We start from the raw sequence: 17,141 nt of genomic DNA, 5'->3' as shown, positions 1-17,141 counted from the left end.
CGGCTGGCGGCTCTTCGCACCTGAACCAGCGGAAAATGGTTCTACAGCTGGTATTCCGAGAGCAGTCTCTTCGAGATGATCTGCTTCTGGATCTCGCTGGTGCCCTCACCGATCAGCAGGAACGGAGCATCACGCATGAGGCGTTCGATCTCGTATTCCTTGGAGTAACCGTAGCCACCGTGGATGCGGAAGCTCTGCTGGGTGACCTCGGCGCACAATTCGCTGGCCAGGTACTTGGCCATTCCGGCGGCCACATCATTGCGTTCGCCGGAGTCCTTGAGCCGAGCGGCGTTCACCATCATCAGGTGCGCCGCTTCGACTTTCGTGGCCATCTCGGCGAGCTGGAAGGCGATCGCCTGATGCTCGGCGATCGGCTTACCGAAGGTGCTGCGCTGCTGTGCGTACCGGATCGCGAGCTCGAAGGCCCGCTGACCCACACCGCAAGCGCGGGCGGACACATTGACCCGGCCCACCTCCACACCGTCCATCATGTGGAAGAAGCCCTTGCCGGGTTCGCCGCCGAGGATGGTGTCGGTGGGTGTGGTGAAACCGTCGAACACCAGCTCGGTGGTATCGATGCCCTTGTACCCCAGCTTGTCGATCTTGCCGGGAATGGTGAGTCCCGGCGCGACCTCGCCGAATCCGGGCGTCTTCTCGATCAGGAAGGTGGTCAGGCCGCGGTGTTTCTTCTCTGCGGTGTCGTCGGTGCGGACCAGTACCGCCACCAACGACGAACTTCCGCCGTTGGTCAGCCACATCTTCTGACCATCGATACGGTAGTCGCCGTCGTCACCGAGCCGGGCCCTGGTGCGGATCGCCGCGACGTCGGAGCCCAGTTCGGGCTCGGACATGGAGAAAGCGCCGCGCAGCTCGCCGGTCGCCATCCGCGGCAGGTAGTTCCGCTTCTGCTCGTCCGTACCGTGCTGACGGATCATGTAGGCGACGATGAAGTGGGTGTTGATCACACCGGAAACGCTCATCCAGCCGCGCGCCAGTTCCTCCACGCACAGCGCGTAGGTGAGCAGCGACTCACCGATGCCGCCGTACTCCTCGGGGATCATCAGACCGAACAGACCCATCTCGGCCATCGCGTCGACGATCTCGGTGGGATAGCTGTCGGTCTTCTCCAGTTGCGAGGCAACGGGGATGACCTCTTTGTCGACGAATCGCCGGACGTTGCTGACGATCTCCTGCTGAACGTCGGTCAGCCCGAGTGTCTGTGCGAGCGTTGTCATGTCAGTCTCCCACTCGTTCGAAGATCGCGGCCAGGCCCTGCCCGCCGCCGATGCACATGGTTTCCAGTCCGTAGCGGGCGCCACGGCGATGCATCTGCCGGGCCAGGGTGGCCAGCATCCGGCCGCCGGTCGCGCCCACCGGATGCCCGAGTGAGATGCCGGAGCCGAATACATTCGTGCGGTCGAGGTCCTTCTCGCCGAACTTCCATTCCCGCATGCACGCGATGGCCTGTGCGGCAAAGGCCTCGTTCAATTCGATCAGGTCGATGTCGGACAATTCCAAGCCGGCCCGGCCGAGCGCGGCGGCCGTCGCGGGCACTGGACCGATCCCCATCACCTTGGGCTCCACACCGGCCACGCCCCACGACTTGAGCGTGATCAACGGCCGCAGACCGAGTTCGGCCGCCTTCTCCGGGGTGGTGACGATGCACATCGACGCGGCATCGTTCTGGCCGCTGGCGTTGCCCGCGGTCACGGTGGCGTCGGGGTCTTGCCTGCCGAGGATCGGACGCAGCTGCGCCAGCGATTCGACGGTCGTATCTGCACGCGGATGTTCGTCCACCGAAATCTGCTGCGAACCCTTGCGCCCGGTGACGGTCACGGGGATGATCTCGTCGACCAGGAGGCCGTCGGCCTGCGCCCCGGCGGCGCGCTGATGCGACAGCACGGCCAGCTCGTCCTGCTCCTGCCGGGAGATCCCGTACTCGCGGCGCAGATTCTCGGCCGTCTCGATCATGCCGCCGGGCACCGGATAGTTCTTGCCACCCGCGGTGACCCGTCCGCGTGCCAGGCCGTCGTGTACCTGTACTCCGGAACGGGCTCCTCCCCAGCGCATGTCGCTGGAGATGAACACAACATTGCTCATCGATTCGGCGCCGCCGGCGATCACCAGATCATTCTGGCCGGTTGCCACCTGCATCGACGCCTGGATGACGGCCTGCAAACCGGATCCGCAACGCCGGTCTATTTGCATGCCCGGTACCGTGATCGGTAGCCCCGCGTCGAGCGCGACGACGCGGCCGATGGCCGGCGCCTCACTGCTGGGATAACAGTGTCCGAGAATCACGTCCTCGATGGCGTCGGGCGCGATGCCGGTGCGCGCGATCAGTCCCTGCAGGACCGTCACGCCGAGCTCGACGGCGGTGAGAGACTTGAACATTCCCCCGTAGCGCCCGATCGGACTGCGTACCGGCTCGCAGATGACGGCGGTACGAAGACCGTCACATGAACCGGCCACCGGTCACCTCCAACACCGTGCCGGTCATGTACGAGGAATCCGGACCTGCCAGGAACAGCGCGACACTCGCGATCTCCCTCGGCTCACCGACCCGGCCGAGCGGGATCTGCGAGACCTTCTCGTTCCAGATGCGTTCGGGCAGAGCCTCGGTCATCGCCGAGCGGATCAGGCCGGGCTGAATGGCATTGACGCGCACCCCGTGGTGGGCCATCTCCTTGGCCGAGGCCTTGGTCATTCCGACGATGCCGGCCTTGGCGGCGGAGTAGTTGGTCTGACCGACCATGCCCACCTTGCCGGAGATCGACGAGATGTTGACGATCGCGCCGCTCTTCTGTTCGCGCATGATGGCCGAGGCCTTGCGCAGGCCCTGCCAGGTGCCTTTGAGGTGTACCGAGATCACCTGGTCGAACTGTTCCTCGGTCATCGTGCGCATGGTGGCGTCGCGGGTGATGCCGGCGTTGTTGATCATGATGTCGAGGCCGCCGAAAGTGTTCTGCGCGGTCGCGAGCAACGCATCCACATCGTCTCCACTGACCACGTCACATTTCACCGCGGCGGCGACATCGGCGCCGCCGAGCTTCTCGACGGCCTCCTTCGTGGCGTCGAGGTTCAGATCCCCGAGCACCACCCGGGCTCCTTCGGCGACGAAGCGTTCGGCGATGGCGAAACCGAGTCCCTGTGCGCCACCGGTGATCACGGCGGTCTTACCCGCCAGCACATTTCCTGACATTTTTAGCCCTTCTGCTTCCGACGTTCTGCCTTGACAAGTCCCGAACCGAGAATGACGCGCTGGATCTCGCTGGTGCCCTCGTACAGGCGCAGCAGGCGGACATCCCGGTAGATCCGTTCCACGGGCACGCCGCGCATGTAGCCGGTGCCGCCGTGGATCTGCACGGCCAGGTCGGCCACCTTGCCGACCATCTCGGTGCAGTACAGCTTGGCCGCCGACGGTGCGAGGCGACGATCCTCCTCGGTGACCCATTTGCGGGCGCAGTCACGCACCAGCGCGCGACCGGCGAGGACACCGGTCTGCTGGTCGGCGAGCATCGCCTGCACGAGTTGGAAGTCGCCGATCGGGGTGCCGCCCTGGGTGGCGGTGGCGGCGTAGGCCACCGACTCGTCGAGGGCGCGCTGGGCGGTGCCCACGGCGAGCGCGGCGATATGGACGCGGCCCCTGGCGAGCGAGATCATCGCCGCACGGTAGCCCACGTCCTCGGCGCCGCCGACCAGTGCCGATGCCGGGACGCGCACGTCGGTGAAGCTGACGCCGGCGGTCCAGGCGCCCTCCTGACCCATCTTGGCGTCCTTCGGGCCGACCTCGACACCGGGGGTGTCGGCGGGCACGAGGAACACCGCGATCCCGGGGCCGTCGGCGTCGGCGGGACGGGTGCGGGCGAACGTCACGAACAGGTCCGCGCTCGGCGCGTTGGTGATGAAGCACTTCTCACCGTTGATGACCCAGTCCGCACCGTCCCCCGTCGCTGCGCCCGCCCCGTCGCGGACGGCCTTGGTGCGCAGTCCCGACGGGTTGGAACCGGCGCCCGGTTCGGTCAATGCGAACGAGGCGACCACCTCGCCGGAGGCGATGGGTTCGAGCCAGCGCTTCTTCTGCTCGTCGGTGCCGAAGTTGACCAGCACCTGCCCGGCGATGCCGTTGTTGGTGCCGAACATCGACCGCAATGACAGCGTCGTGTAGCCCATCTCCATGGCCAGTTCGACGTCCTGGGCCAGATCCAGACCGATGCCGCCCCATTCCTCGGGGATCGCGTATCCGAACAGGCCCATCTCCTTGGCCTGCTCACGAATCTCGTCGGGGATGCGGTCGGTGGCCAGGATCTCGTCCTCGCGCGGTATCACCACTGAGCGGACAAACTGTTTGACCTGGGCGAGGATCTCGGCAAAATCGTCGGCGTCGACGGCCACAGCGGGCTCCTTTCTGGCGTCGGCACGACATGCACCGACGGGACCAACGCAGCTCACGGTACCTACGCCCCCCGGGGGACCGTGGGAACACCTTTCCCGCCGGTTCGGTAGCCGATATGGTACGTATTACAGTTAGACTTACTACAGTGGTCGGCGGCACCGAGTCAACCCGGCCTGAACAGGAGTGACAACGTGACCGATCGATTGAGCGGCAAAGTAGCGTTCATCACCGGCATCGCCCGGGGCCAGGGCCGCGCCGAAGCCGTCCGACTCGCCTCGGAGGGCGCCGACATCATCGGCATCGACATCGCCGGACCGCTCCCGGACTTCATCCCCTACGACTCGGCCACCCCCGAGGATCTTGCCGAGACCGTGTCCCTCGTGGAGGCCACCGGCCGCACGATCATCGCCTCGGCCGTCGACATCCGCGACTTCGACGGCGTCCGCAAGGCGGTCGACGACGGTGTCGCGGCGCTGGGCCGTCTCGACATCGTGGTGGCCAACGCCGGCATTTGCGCCCCCGAAACGTGGGACGAGGTGACCCCCGAGTCGTTCCGCACCATCCTCGATGTGAACGTGACCGGCACCTGGAACACCGTCACCGCCGCCGCACCGGCCATCATCGCCGGCAACAACGGCGGTTCGATCATCCTGATCAGCTCGGCCGCCGGCCTCAAGTTCCAGCCGTTCATGGTGCACTACACGGCCAGCAAGCACGCCGTTGTCGGCCTGGCGCGCGGTTTCGCCGCCGAACTCGGCAAGCACTCCATCCGGGTCAACACCGTCCACCCCGGTGCGGTCATCACCCCGATGGGCACCGGCGACATGGTGGTCCGCGTCGGCCAGACGCTCGAATCCAATCCTGCTCTGCAGCAGACTATGGCCGCGTTCCTGCCCGACATGGTCACCACCCCCGAGGATGTCGCCGCCACCGTCGCCTGGCTCGCCAGCGACGACGCCCGGCACGTCACCGCGGCCGCCATCGCCGTCGACCTGGGCACCACCCAGTACTGATCACATGAGCCCACTGAAGTTCACCCTGGAGTATCCGAGCGAACTCCCCTCTGCCCCGGACGATTTCCTGCTACCAGACGTCGTCCGGTCGGTGGTGACGACGGCCGAGACCGCGGGGTTCTCGGCCGTCGCCCTCAGCGAACACCCGGCGCCATCGGCCAAGTGGCGGGGCAACGGCGGCCACAACACCCTCGATCCCATCGCCGCCCTCGGATTCATGGCGGCGGCCACCACCAGCATCAAGTTGCTCACCAATCTGATCGTGCTGCCGTTCCACAATCCGTATCAGGCGGCCAAATCGCTGGCGAGCCTGGACATCCTGTCCGGCGGACGACTCATCGCCGGCGTAGGTGCCGGATACCTGCGGTCGGAGTTCTCCGCCGTCGGCGTCGAGTTCGAGGACCGGGCAAGGCTTTTCGACGAGGCACTGGACGCGGTCACCTCGATCTGGACCGACCCCGCCACCCCGGTCGCCGGTGACGGCTGGGCCGCCACCGGCGAGCTGTGGCTACAACGACCGGTGCAGCGCCCGCATCCGCCGATCTGGATCGGCGGCAACAGCAAGGCGGCACTGCGCCGCGTCGTCGAGCACGGCTCGGGCTGGATGCCGCTGATCACCCCGAAGTCCTTCGCGTCGGCAATCCGCACCCGCGCCATCGAGGACGGCGACCAGCTCAGCGACATCCTCACCGACCTGCGCGCGCGGCTCACCGCCGCCGGACGCGACCCCGACGAGCTCGACGTTCAGGTCGTGTTGCCGCACACCGATCTCGACGACGCCGATTCGGTACGCCGCGCACAGGAGTTCCTCGCCGGCATGCAGCGCCGCGGCGCCACGTGGGCCGTCGTCCACGTCGACGGTTCCAGCCCCGAAGCGGCCGTCGACTACATCACCCGCGTCTCCGACCGCCTCTTCGACTGACAACCCCGTTTGCCGGTTGAGGTGCGAGGAGTGCAAGCGACGAGCCTCGAAACCCGGTGAGAACACATCGTTCTCACCGGCTTTCGAGGCTCGGGCCACCGAACGGCCTCACCCCTCGACCGACATCGGCGGGGGAGGCCACGATCGACGTCAGCGCTTGCGGATGGTCATCCGCTTGACGCCGTGCACGAAGTCGCTGTAGGTGTATTCGACCTCACCGACGAGTTCGACGTCGGGGATACGGGTTGCCAACTGGGTGAAGAGGTGCTTGAGCTCGAGGACCGCGAGCTGCTTGCCGAGGCAGTGGTGGGGGCCGCCGCCGCCGAATCCGACGTGCTGGTTGGGGAACCTGTCGAGGTCGAAGGCCCCGGGATTCTCGAAGGTCTCGGTGTCGAAGTTGCCCGAGCAGTAGAAGATGGCGACCTTGTCGCCTTCGCTGATCGGGGTGCCGGCCAGTTCGGTGTCGCGGGTGGCGGTGCGGGTGAACTGCATGACCGGGGTGGCCCAGCGGACGAATTCGTCGACGGCGCCGCCGATCCGGCCGTCCACGTCCGCACGCAGCCAGGCCAGCTGGTCGGGATGATCGAGCAGCGCCTTGAAGGCGTGGGCGGTGGTCTGTTTGGTGGTGTCGTTGCCGGCCGAGGCCAGCAGCACCGTGAACGCACCCACCTCCTCGTCGGTGAGGCTGTGCCCGTCGACCTCGGCCTGCACGATGTTGGTCATCAGGTCGTCCTGCGGGTTGATCCGCCGGTCCTTGGCCAACTCGACACCGGCCGTGGTGAGCACGCCGAGTTGCATCATGAGGAAGACCGCCTTCTCCTCAAGATTGCCACCCACCTCGTCGTCGCTCGTGCCGAACACGGCTTCGGCTGCGGCGGCGACGGTTTCGTGCTGGTCCTTCGGAAGTCCGATCATCTCCGAGACCGTCTGCATCGGCAGCTTCTTGGCGACGACATCCATGAAGTCGATCGGTTCGCCGCCGTCGAGGGCGGCGATGAGATCGTCGACGATTCGAATGGCGTTGGCTTTGATCTGCTCATCGATCTTGCGGACCTGCTTGGGTGTGAACGCCATCGAGATCAGCCGGCGGTACCGGGTGTGTTCGGGCGCATCCATGGTGAGGAAGAAGGTGGTGGCCTTCTGGATCTCGACGGGCATGGCATCGAGGGTCACTCCACGGCCGGAGCAGAACTCGTCGGCATGCGCACTGACATAACGGATGTCGGCGTTGCGGGTGACCGCCCAGAATCCGGTCTCCTCGTGCGGGAAGAGCGCCTCGGTGGGCTCGTGCCAGGTCAGGCCGTCCGCCGCACGCAGCTTGGCGAACGTCTCCTCGCGGTCGGCGAAACTCTTCTCCCAGAACGAGTGGCTGGAAATATCGAACGTGGAGTACGGGCGTGCGGGCGCTTCGGCGTTGGTCATGGGCTCTCCGAAATTGTTGGGCTGCGGTATCGGTGGACGAGGGTGTCGGCCGGACGAGGGTGTCGGCCGAAAGGGCCTCGATCGGACGGGTGTGGATCGGGCGGGGGTTCTCAGATCGGGTACGGTCCGGCACCCATGCCGGCGATCACACCCGCATCGACCTGGATGTCCTGTCCGTTGATCCAGCGGGCCTCGTCGGATGCGAGGAAGGTGATCACCGGGGCGATGTCGTCGACACCGCCGTGCCGGCCGGCGGCCGAGCGCACGAACTCGATGGTGTCGTCGCCCATGGACTTCTTGAAGTCGCCGAGGATCGGGGTGTCGGTGGGGCCGGGGCTGACGGTGTTGACCCGGATGCCGTACTTCTGCCATGCGGGGCCGGAGATCTTCTTGGAGAACAGGATCGACGCCTCCTTGGAGGTGCTGTATACCGCGTAGGCGGGATCCTGCTGTGCCTGCCAGGCGTCGATCTCCTCGCCGGTGGACGCGTCGAGGAGGCCGGCGAGCGCGTCGGCGCGCCCCTGCCAGGCCAGGCCGGCCACGGAGGCGACGGTGATGATCGACCCGCCGGTGCGCAGCACCGGCAGCAGTCCGAGCGCCAGGGTGCGCATGCCCAGGAAGTTCACCCGCAGCACGTCACCGGGCTCGAAGGTTCCGGGGATTCCGGCGACGTAGGCGAGCACGTCCCAGCCCTGTCCATCCGATTCGAGCCGCTTGATCAGGTCACCTATCCCGTCGGGGTCACGAAGGTCGAGAACGGCCTGTTCCCAGGCCGTGTCCCCCGTGAACCGCACATCGACGCCGAGGACGCGGTCCCCCTGGTCATGGAATCGGGCCGCAGTGGCCGCCCCGATTCCCGATCCGGCCCCGACGACCACCACACCACGCTGAGTCGCACTCATGTGTGTCCCCAATCTTCCCCACGTCCGACGACAGAGATGTACCTACTTGAACCGGCTCCGAAGGTACGCGTCCCGGCGGACTTCCAGCAGTCCCGCTTCCGGCGACAACGACCATACCGTTGCCCTTTCCGTAAGACGGACTATAACCTAGAACACACTTCCCGACAACCGGCTCCGAGGCCGCCCCATCACACCCCGGGGACGCCACAACATACCCCTCCACCTGGGCGAATTGCCGAACCGGGCATCAGCTCACCCACCCAAGTTACCGCCCGGTATCGTCATGTGGACACGATGCCCTCGCGATGCGTACCACATCGCCCTCACCATGCTGCGGAGACCGATACCGTAATATATTCAGTATGTGCTAGTGTGCCTCACAACATACAGCGACAGCCCATCGCGGTCCGATCATGACGGCGGCGCGAGATTTAGCGCCGGACCACCACGACGCCCGGAGAGCCCCGCATCAGAGATCCCGGCGTCAGGCACCAGGGCATCAGGCCATCGCAGGGGAGGTGAATGGTGACCACACAGGCACCGGATGTCGCAGCAGCCGGCGACATCGCCGCCGCGGCCAAGGAGCGTACCCGCGCCGCGCGGACCGGACGAAGTCCCGGACGGATCGGCGCCTCGATCGACACCTTCGGCCGCACCACCCGGCTGGGCGCATCGGCCCTACGCTACGCGGTCACCGACATCGCGCGACTGCGGTTCCCGCTGCGCGAGATGCTCGGGCAGGCCTGGTTCATCATCACCGTCACCGCCATCCCCGGAATCCTCATGGCGATCCCGTTCGGCGTCATCGTCTCCACCCAGGTCGGCAACCTCGTGCACCAGCTCGGCGCCAGCTCGATGATCGGCGCGGCCGGCGGCATGGGTGTGATCAAGCAGGGCGCCCCGGTGGCCACCGGACTGCTTCTCGGCGGTGCCGGGGCTGCCGCGATCGCCGCCGACCTCGGCGCCCGCACCACCCGCGAGGAGATCGACGCCATGCGGGTGATGGGCGTCGACCCGGTGCAGCGGCTCGTCGCACCGCGCGTCATCGCCATGCTGGTGGTGGCGCCGCTGATCAACATCCTGATCATCGCGGTGGGCATCGTCGCCGGATATCTGGTGGCGGTCTCCTCGCTCGATGTGACGCCGGGAAGCTACTGGATGTCGTTCGGCGCGTTCGCCACCGGCATCGACGTGTGGGTGTCGCTGATCAAATCGATGATCTTCGGCCTGCTCGTGGTGGTCGTCGGCTGCCAGCGCGGCCTCGAGGCCAAAGGCGGACCGCGCGGCGTCGCCGACGGCGTGAACGCGGCGGTGGTGCTGTCGGTGGTGGCGATCATGGTGGTGAACACCGGGATCACCCAGGTCGTCAACATGTTCTATCCGATGAGGATGGGATGAGAACCACGATGACACACGAGCAACAAGCGGCCCCCGCGTCGTACACCCCGGTCGTCCTGCGGCCGCTGCGCGCCGTCGGCAAGTGGTTCACCATCGGATCGTTCCTCGAATCGATCGGCTTCGCCCTCGCCTTCTGCTGGAACGTATTCGCCGCGATCCCGGTGACGCTCAAGCACTATCGCCGGCAGACCATGTCGACCATCACCGACATGACATGGGGCCGAGGCTCACTTATCGTCGGCGGCGGTACCGCCCCGGTCATGCTCATCATGGGTGCGGCGATCGGCGCCTCCATCGGAATCGAGGCGTACACGGCGCTCGAACTGGTCTCCCTCGGCCCGGTGTCGGGCGTGATCTCCGCGTTCGCCAACACCCGCGAACTCGCACCCATCGCCGCCGGGGTGGCCTTCGCCGCACAGGCCGGCTGCCGGATGACCGCCGAGATCGGCTCGATGCGCATCTCCGAGGAGATCGACGCCATCGAGGCCCTCGGCGTGCGGGCGGTCGGTTTCGTGGTCACCACCCGCGTCATCGCCGGTGTGGTGTCGATGATCCCGACGTACGTCATCGCGCTGGTCGTCGGCTATCTGTCCACGCGGATGGTGGTCACCACCGTCCACGGCGAACCGGCCGGCGTGTACGACCACTACTTCACCCAGTTCGTGCTCGGCTGGGACATCGTCGCCTCGATCATCAAGATCCTGGTGTTCACCATCGCGATCATCCTCATCCACTGCTACCAGGGCTTCTTCGCCTCGGGCGGACCCGAGGGCGTGGGCATCGCGTCGGGTCGCGCCATCAGGGCCAGCCTGGTCGGCATCATCGCCCTCGACATGGTGATGACGCTGGTGTTGTGGGGTCTGCAGTCGCCGATCAGGTTCTCGGGGTAGGCAATGGCCAGACACGCACTCGCGGGGATCACCACCCACACGCACACCGCGCGCATCGTCGGCATAGCGGCGATCCTCGTGGCCGCCCTCGCCGTCATCGCGTGGCGGGTCGTCCCGACCGGCGGCCTGGACGACGATCAGATCGCCGTCACCCTGCTCACCGAGCACGTCGGCGACGGCATCACCGTGGGCACCGAGGTACGGCGCGGCGGTGTGGTGGTGGGCCAGGTCGACTCGGTGACCCGCACCGACGCCGGTCAGGCGATCAAGGTCCGTCTCGACGACCCGTCACTGACCGGGCTCACCGACGCGCTCGCCATCGACTACTCCCCCGCGAACCTGTTCGGCATCACCCAGATCAGTCTCCTGGCCCGGCAGGGCGGTTCGCCGCTGCGCTCGGGCACCACCGTCGACCTGACCGGCGGGCACGTCGATCGCGTCCACGACGCCACCGTCTCCACCATGCTGCTCTCGCTCGGCAAACTCAGCGGCGACGTGCTGACCCCCGAACTGGCCGATCTCGTCAAACGGGTGTCACAAGACGCCAAGGCGTTCTCACCGCTGATGAAGGCGCTGATCACCACCGTCGAAACGGTCGCCGACACCCAGAAGATGCCGTACTCGCCGATCCTGCGTGATCTCGGGTCGGCGCTGTCGGGCTTCCCGTCCACCCTCGACGGCGGCCTGATCCTGCTGCGCATGGTGCACGACCACCCGTATCTGAAGATCCCCGAGAAGCAGGCCCGCTTCGATGCGACGGTGGCGGTGCTGGCCAAGGACGTCATCCCGGGCCTGGCCAACCTGCTGCGGACGCTGCAACCGGACTATGCCGGTCTGGCCGCGCTGCCCGTCCCCCTGCTCAACGCGGTCGCCGCCGCCGTGCCCTCACCGCAGACAACGCAGGCGCAGCTGAAGAAGCTGCTGACCCGCACGTCCAAGGCATTCGCCGGATCCCCGGCCGAGCCGGTGCTGCGGCTCGCGCTGACCCTCAATCCGACCGCCTCGACATCGAACAGCACCGGAACACACACGACAGGTAGCGGGGGCGGCCGATGAGGAGCATCCGATCGCTGGTGATCAAGATCGGGATCTTCGCCGCGGTCATGGCCCTGATTCTCGTCGGCGTGCTGCGCACGATCGAGAAACCGGTCCGCGGCGACGTGACCGGGTACACCGCGCTGTTCACCGACGCCAACGGGCTGCGCGTGGGCAACGACGTCCGCGAGTTCGGGGTCGGTGTCGGCAAGGTCACCGGAATCTCACTCAGGGGCACCGACGCCGAGGTCACCTTCGACCTGGTGAAGACACACCGGGTCGCCAAGGACGCCACGTTCGCGATCCGCTACCAGAACCTCACCGGCCAGCGTTACATCGACATCCAGCAGTCGACACTGACCGACACCCAGAAAGCTGATCTGCGCACCCCCGGATCGACCATCGATACCGGCCGCACCGTGCCCTCGTTCGACGTGACCACCCTGTTCAACGGCCTCGAACCGGTGCTGCGGCAGTTGTCCCCGCAGGAGCTCAACAAGTTCACCGGCAGTCTGTACGCGGTCATCGAGGGCGACGGCAACGGCATCGGACCGGCGCTGGCGGCCGTCGAACAGCTCAGCAACTACGCGGTCGACCGGCAGCAGGTCATCTCGGTGCTGATCCGCAACCTGTCCCGAGTGTCCGACCAGATCGGCGGCGGCGCCGCCGACGCGATGGCGCTCATCAAACAGCTCACCACGCTGTTCCTGCAGCTCAAGGAAAAGGTGCCGCTGCTGGCGCAGTTCGCCGACGAGATCCCACCGATCCTGTTCCCGCTGGAGCACATGCTCAAGGTGCTCGGACTCGACGGCGACCCCAACCCCGACATCGACCGCCTCTTGTCGCAGGCCTTCCCCAGCCCGGAGGACACCATCGCATCGCTGAACCGGCTGCCCGGGTTTCTGCAGTTCCTGGCCGCGGTCACCCCGGAGGCAGGCAGGTTCACCTGTTCCAAGGGCACCGCCACCCCACCGGCCGCGCTGACCGTGCTGCTGGGCAACCAGAGGATCACGCTGTGTCGGGCCTGAGCGGGAAGAACAGGGGAAACGGTCCGCGGTTCTCCGACCGGCAGTGGGGATTGATCGGTTTCGCCGTGGTCGCGATCATCCTGGGGATCATCGCGGCCATCTCGGTGGTCGACCTCGACTCCACCGAGTACCGGGCCGACGTGTCCGACGCGGGCGCCATCAAGAAGGGCGCCGACGTGCGCCTGGCCGGCATCACCGTGGGCGAGGTCACCGACGTGTCTCTGCACTCCGACCACGCGAGCATCACATTCACCGTCGAGGACGACGTCTTCGTCGGTTCGCAGACATCGCTGTCGGTGCGGATGCTGACCGTGGTCGGCGGCCACTACATCGCCCTGCAGCCCGCCGGCAGCACCCCGCTGGGAACGGCGACGATCCCGGCCGATCGGGTGATCCTGCCCTACAGCCTGCCCGAGATCTTCCAGGACGCCATCGAACCGGTCAGCGGCATCGAGGGAGACACCCTGCGCAAGACGATGAAGACCCTCGGCCGGGCCACCGCCGACAATCCGCAATCGCTCAAACGCGCCGTCGCCGCGGTCGACTCGATCGTGGAGATTCTCGACAAACAGAACGCCGACGTGTCGCGCACCCTCGCGATGGCCGACGAGTACGTGGGCGCGATCGAAGACACCAAGTCCTCGTTCAAGCAGATCATCGACTCCTGGGTGTTCCTGGAGGATCTGGCGGAGGAGAAGATGGTCATCACCGGCAAGGCCCTCACCTCGGTGGCCACCATCCTGGAATCGCTGTCACCGCTGGGCAAACACTACAACTCGACGCTGCGGCCGATGGCGATCGAACTGGCCAAGGCGCAGAAACCGCTCGGCGAGTTGATCAACAAGTGGAGCGACCTGGTGGGTTCGATCACACAGATCGGCGACAAGCTGCGCACCGCGGCCGGCGAGGAACGCACACCGATCACGATCTGCGTGCCGACGCCCGAGAAGGGGTGCTGACGATGACGATTCCGTCGCTCCCCCGGGGTCGCCGGGCGGTCGTGGCACTGGTGATCGTCGCCGTCGTCGCCGCCCTGGCCTACCGGTCGTGCGGCCCGGACTCCGACACCCGCTCGTACTGCGCGCTCATGCCCGACTCGATCGGCCTGTTCCGCGACAGCGCGGTCACCTCGTTCGGTGTCCCGATCGGCAAGGTCACCGCGATCAGCACCGAGGGGACCCGGGCCAAGGTGACGTTCGAGATCCGCAAGGATCGCCGGCTGCCCGCCGACGTGGGGGCGACCACCCTCTCGCACACGCTGATCGCCGACCGCAGGCTCGCACTCATCGGGGCCGAACCGACAACGTCGGAACCGTCGTGGGATCCGGACACGTGCATCACCAAGACGCTCACCCCGCAGTCGATCACCCAGACCTTCGCGGCGCTGTCGACACTCGCCGACGAGATGAACGGAACGCTGTCGCCGGCCGAGGCCAAGGATATCTCGCGCGGCCTCAAGGGCCTGTCCACCGCGCTCGACGGCACCGGCGCGGACATCAACGCGGTCATCACCCAGCTCGGTTCGGCCCTGAAATCCCCCGATGCCGCGATCGCGCGCCTCGGTGAGATCATCACCGACCTGACCGGCATCACCGAGCCGACCGCCGACCACTGGGCCCAGATCACGTCGTTCCTCACGCGTCTGGAACCGACGATCGATTCGGTCAACGAGAACATGACCGTCCCGGCCGCCGAGATCCTGCAACGGCTGCGGTACGTGGTTCCCCAGCTCAATGACATCGCGATGCTGTACGGCGCCGACTTCATCGACAACGTGCAGAACATGGACAATCTCCCGGCCCAGATCTCGGCGGGCGTGACCGGGCTGACCGAGATGATCGACCGGCTGCCGGTGATCGCCGACGCCTTCAGCAATTCCATCGACCCGGCCACCAAACGGATCACGCTGGGCTACGCCGCCACACCTGCCGCGCTGCCCAAGGCCGCCGGCAAGGAGTTGTGCGCGGTGCTGGGCCGGCGGGGCACCTCGTGCACCGAAGCCGGACCGCTCGCGGGCCTGTTGCCCGGACTGCTCACGGGAGGTGTGCGATGAGAACACCATCGACGATCCGATTCACCGGGCGCGCCGGACTGCGCCGCGCCGCCGCGGCCATGGGCATGGCCGCGGTCGTGTCGCTGGGCGCCACCGGCTGCGACTTCGACGCCTCCAGCCTCCCCGCCCCCGGGGGCGGCACCGGCGGCGACACCTACAACGTGCACATCCAGTTCGCCAACGTGCTCAACCTGCCCGACGGCGCGCAGGTCGTCGCCGACGGCGTACCCGTGGGCAGGCTCGCGGGACTGACCACCTCCGACAAGGGGTTCGTGGTCGCCGATGTGAGCATCGACTCCGACGTCACCCTGCCCACCACGACCACCGCGATGCTGCGCCAGTCCGCCCCGCTGTCGGATGTGCACATCGCACTCACCACCACCGGGACCGGTGCGTCATCGTCGGGGGCCGCGCTGCGCGGCGGGTCGACGATTCCGCTGAAGCAGACCTCGCAGGCACCGCAGATCGAGGACACGCTCTCGCAGCTGGCCACCGCCACCGGCAATGGCACGTTCACCAACCTCATCTCCACCGTGCGCACGGTCAACAAGGCCTTCCCCGACGATGTGAACCGCACGGCCAAGGTCTTCGACGTCGTCGGCAAGGACCTGCGGGATCTCGCCGACAATCAGGGCTCGCTCGATTCGCTGCTCAACGGCCTCGGCGACACCACGCAGGCCGTCATCGATCAACGCGACCGGCTCGCGCCGCTGCTCACCCGGGCCGGAGTGGACCGCACCACGTCCTCGATGACCTCGATCCTGAACATGGTCTACATCCTGACCGACCTCGGCAAGGTCGCCCCACCGGGAAAGTGGCTGGCTCCGGCGATCGGCGCGGCGGACGGCGCCATCTCGGCCGTGGTTCCGGTGCTGTTCGGCGCCCGGCCGCTCGACACCACCGCCCCGCACAACATGAGCCGGTTGATCGACCTGATCAACAAGGATCTGATTCCGTGGTCGACGACCGGGGCGAAGGTGGACGTGACCAAGGTCGGCGTGAACGGGCAGTCGTTGTCCGGTGACGCCCAGGCGCAACAGATCGTCGTGCTGATGCGGATGATCGGGCTGGTGCGGTGATGGCCCGGCGCCGCAAGATCCCGTCGTCGGTCCTGTCACTGGGCGCGATCGTCGTGGTGCTGCTGGTCGGTGTCGTGTACATCCTGGTGTCGGTGCTGCGGGTGGAACCGTTCAAGGACTACCGCACCATCACCATCGCGATGTCCGGGTCGGGCGGTATCGAGATCAACTCACCGGTGCTGGTGGTGGGCAACGAGGTCGGCAAGGTGACCGATCTGCGGATCGGCCACGACGGCGGCGTCGAGGCGGTCATCCGGGTCGATGACGACACACCGATCCCCGCCGACAGCACGATGAGCGTGGAGAACCTGTCGGCGCTGAGCGAGCCGTACATGATCTTCCGCCCCAACTCGGCAGACGGTCCGGAACTGCGCGACGGGCAGCGGGTGGACACGCACGAAAGCTTCACCCCGGTCACGATCTCGGACACCGCGGGCAAGGCGGTGACGCTGCTCGAGCAGTTCGACCCCGACGCCATATCAAGCCTGGTCGCCACGCTGCGCGAAGGTCTGGACGGCACCGAGACGGTCATGCCCGCGCTGCAGCGTTCGGCACGGCTGCTGGCGCAGACGCTGATCGCGAAGAACCCCGACCTCACGACGTTGCTGACAAGCGTCCAGCGGGTGGGCGGCGACCTGTCGTGGCTCGGGCCCGCGTTGCGTGAGGGCGGGCCCTCGTGGGAGTCGCTCGGCACCGGCATCATCTCCCAGATGTCCGCCGAGCTGGCGACGCTGGCCGAGCAGCGCGACCCGGCCGAGTACACCAACCCGACGGGCATGATCCCATTCCTGACCGCGATGAACGAGGTCCTGGTGGAGATCGGGCCCAGTCTGAAGCCGCTGGGGCCGGCCTTGCAGCCGGTGGTCGACCAGTCCGCGACGGCGTTGGCGCGCCTGGACATCGGCGAACTGCTCACGCAGGCCCTGGGTACCGTCGGCTCCGACGGCGTCGTACGTCTGCAACTCGACGTCTCACCCAGATAAGGTGCCACCCGGAAAGTGAG

The 17,141-nt window shown here is 66.9% G+C and carries 16 protein-coding genes; 10 read left to right on the top strand and 6 right to left on the bottom strand.

Annotated features, from left to right (window positions below; genetic code table 11):
• Positions 1–41 precede the first annotated feature (41 nt).
• Genes GII31_RS02825 through GII31_RS02810 form a run of 4 tightly spaced genes read right to left on the bottom strand, consistent with a single transcriptional unit; the run spans position 42 to position 4,395 of the window.
• Complete coding sequence (locus GII31_RS02825) at positions 42–1,235, bottom strand: acyl-CoA dehydrogenase family protein (protein ID WP_213246616.1); 1,194 nt, start codon at positions 1,233–1,235, stop codon at positions 42–44.
• A gap of 1 nt (position 1,236) precedes the next feature.
• Positions 1,237–2,472 (bottom strand): acetyl-CoA C-acetyltransferase, encoded by a 1,236-nt coding sequence (locus tag GII31_RS02820; RefSeq protein ID WP_213246614.1) that lies wholly within the window; start codon positions 2,470–2,472, stop codon positions 1,237–1,239.
• Positions 2,456–3,202, bottom strand: coding sequence for a 3-oxoacyl-ACP reductase FabG (gene fabG / locus GII31_RS02815; protein ID WP_213246612.1), 747 nt, complete (start codon positions 3,200–3,202; stop codon positions 2,456–2,458). Before fabG ends, GII31_RS02820 begins: the two co-directional genes overlap by 17 nt.
• A 2-nt stretch (positions 3,203–3,204) precedes the next feature.
• Positions 3,205–4,395 carry an acyl-CoA dehydrogenase family protein gene (locus GII31_RS02810; RefSeq protein WP_213246610.1) on the bottom strand — a complete coding sequence of 397 codons (1,191 nt, stop codon included), beginning with the start codon at positions 4,393–4,395 and terminating at the stop codon, positions 3,205–3,207.
• A gap of 192 nt (positions 4,396–4,587) precedes the next feature.
• On the opposite strand from GII31_RS02810, the gene GII31_RS02805 reads away from it, so the two are divergent.
• Both GII31_RS02805 and GII31_RS02800 read left to right on the top strand, forming a co-directional pair.
• On the top strand, positions 4,588–5,409 hold the full coding sequence (locus GII31_RS02805) for a mycofactocin-coupled SDR family oxidoreductase (RefSeq protein WP_213246608.1): 822 nt from the start codon (positions 4,588–4,590) through the stop codon (positions 5,407–5,409).
• 13 nt (positions 5,410–5,422) lie between these two features.
• A complete protein-coding gene (locus GII31_RS02800) occupies positions 5,423–6,331 on the top strand; it encodes an LLM class F420-dependent oxidoreductase (protein WP_213249749.1) in 909 nt (302 codons plus the stop codon).
• 150 nt (positions 6,332–6,481) lie between these two features.
• Here the strand turns inward: GII31_RS02800 and GII31_RS02795 are convergent, their stop codons facing one another.
• Both GII31_RS02795 and GII31_RS02790 read right to left on the bottom strand, forming a co-directional pair.
• Positions 6,482–7,753 (bottom strand): cytochrome P450, encoded by a 1,272-nt coding sequence (locus GII31_RS02795; protein ID WP_213246606.1) that lies wholly within the window; start codon positions 7,751–7,753, stop codon positions 6,482–6,484.
• Between the two features lie 110 nt (positions 7,754–7,863).
• Positions 7,864–8,655, bottom strand: a complete 792-nt coding sequence (locus GII31_RS02790; RefSeq protein ID WP_213246605.1) for an SDR family oxidoreductase — start codon at positions 8,653–8,655, stop codon at positions 7,864–7,866.
• 522 nt (positions 8,656–9,177) lie between these two features.
• On the opposite strand from GII31_RS02790, the gene GII31_RS02785 reads away from it, so the two are divergent.
• The 8 genes from GII31_RS02785 to GII31_RS02750 are packed head-to-tail and all read left to right on the top strand — an operon-like array spanning position 9,178 to position 17,121.
• The gene (locus GII31_RS02785; RefSeq protein WP_213246604.1) at positions 9,178–10,053 is read left to right on the top strand and encodes an MlaE family ABC transporter permease; all 876 of its coding nucleotides are present in this window, start codon (positions 9,178–9,180) and stop codon (positions 10,051–10,053) included.
• 8 nt (positions 10,054–10,061) lie between these two features.
• Positions 10,062–10,943, top strand: coding sequence for an ABC transporter permease (locus GII31_RS02780; RefSeq protein ID WP_213246603.1), 882 nt, complete (start codon positions 10,062–10,064; stop codon positions 10,941–10,943).
• Positions 10,944–10,946: 3 nt separating this feature from the next.
• Positions 10,947–11,999: an MlaD family protein gene (locus GII31_RS02775; RefSeq protein WP_213246602.1), complete on the top strand. Its 1,053-nt coding sequence runs from the start codon at positions 10,947–10,949 to the stop codon at positions 11,997–11,999.
• Complete coding sequence (locus GII31_RS02770; RefSeq protein ID WP_213246601.1) at positions 11,996–13,006, top strand: MlaD family protein; 1,011 nt, start codon at positions 11,996–11,998, stop codon at positions 13,004–13,006. The genes GII31_RS02775 and GII31_RS02770 overlap by 4 nt, the downstream gene beginning before the upstream one ends.
• Complete coding sequence (locus GII31_RS02765; RefSeq protein ID WP_213246600.1) at positions 12,994–13,965, top strand: MlaD family protein; 972 nt, start codon at positions 12,994–12,996, stop codon at positions 13,963–13,965. The genes GII31_RS02770 and GII31_RS02765 overlap by 13 nt, the downstream gene beginning before the upstream one ends.
• A gap of 2 nt (positions 13,966–13,967) precedes the next feature.
• Positions 13,968–15,059, top strand: coding sequence for an MlaD family protein (locus tag GII31_RS02760; RefSeq protein ID WP_213246595.1), 1,092 nt, complete (start codon positions 13,968–13,970; stop codon positions 15,057–15,059).
• A complete protein-coding gene (locus GII31_RS02755) occupies positions 15,056–16,138 on the top strand; it encodes an MlaD family protein (protein WP_213246593.1) in 1,083 nt (360 codons plus the stop codon). The genes GII31_RS02760 and GII31_RS02755 overlap by 4 nt, the downstream gene beginning before the upstream one ends.
• Positions 16,138–17,121 (top strand): MlaD family protein, encoded by a 984-nt coding sequence (locus GII31_RS02750; protein ID WP_213246591.1) that lies wholly within the window; start codon positions 16,138–16,140, stop codon positions 17,119–17,121. Before GII31_RS02755 ends, GII31_RS02750 begins: the two co-directional genes overlap by 1 nt.
• Positions 17,122–17,141: the final 20 nt, after the last annotated feature.

Origin of the sequence: Gordonia pseudamarae (assembly GCF_025273675.1) — a bacterium.
Taxonomy (GTDB): domain Bacteria; phylum Actinomycetota; class Actinomycetes; order Mycobacteriales; family Mycobacteriaceae; genus Gordonia; species Gordonia pseudamarae.
The sequence above is the reverse complement of the archived record's forward strand: the minus strand, read 5'-3'. Positions and strand labels throughout refer to the sequence as shown.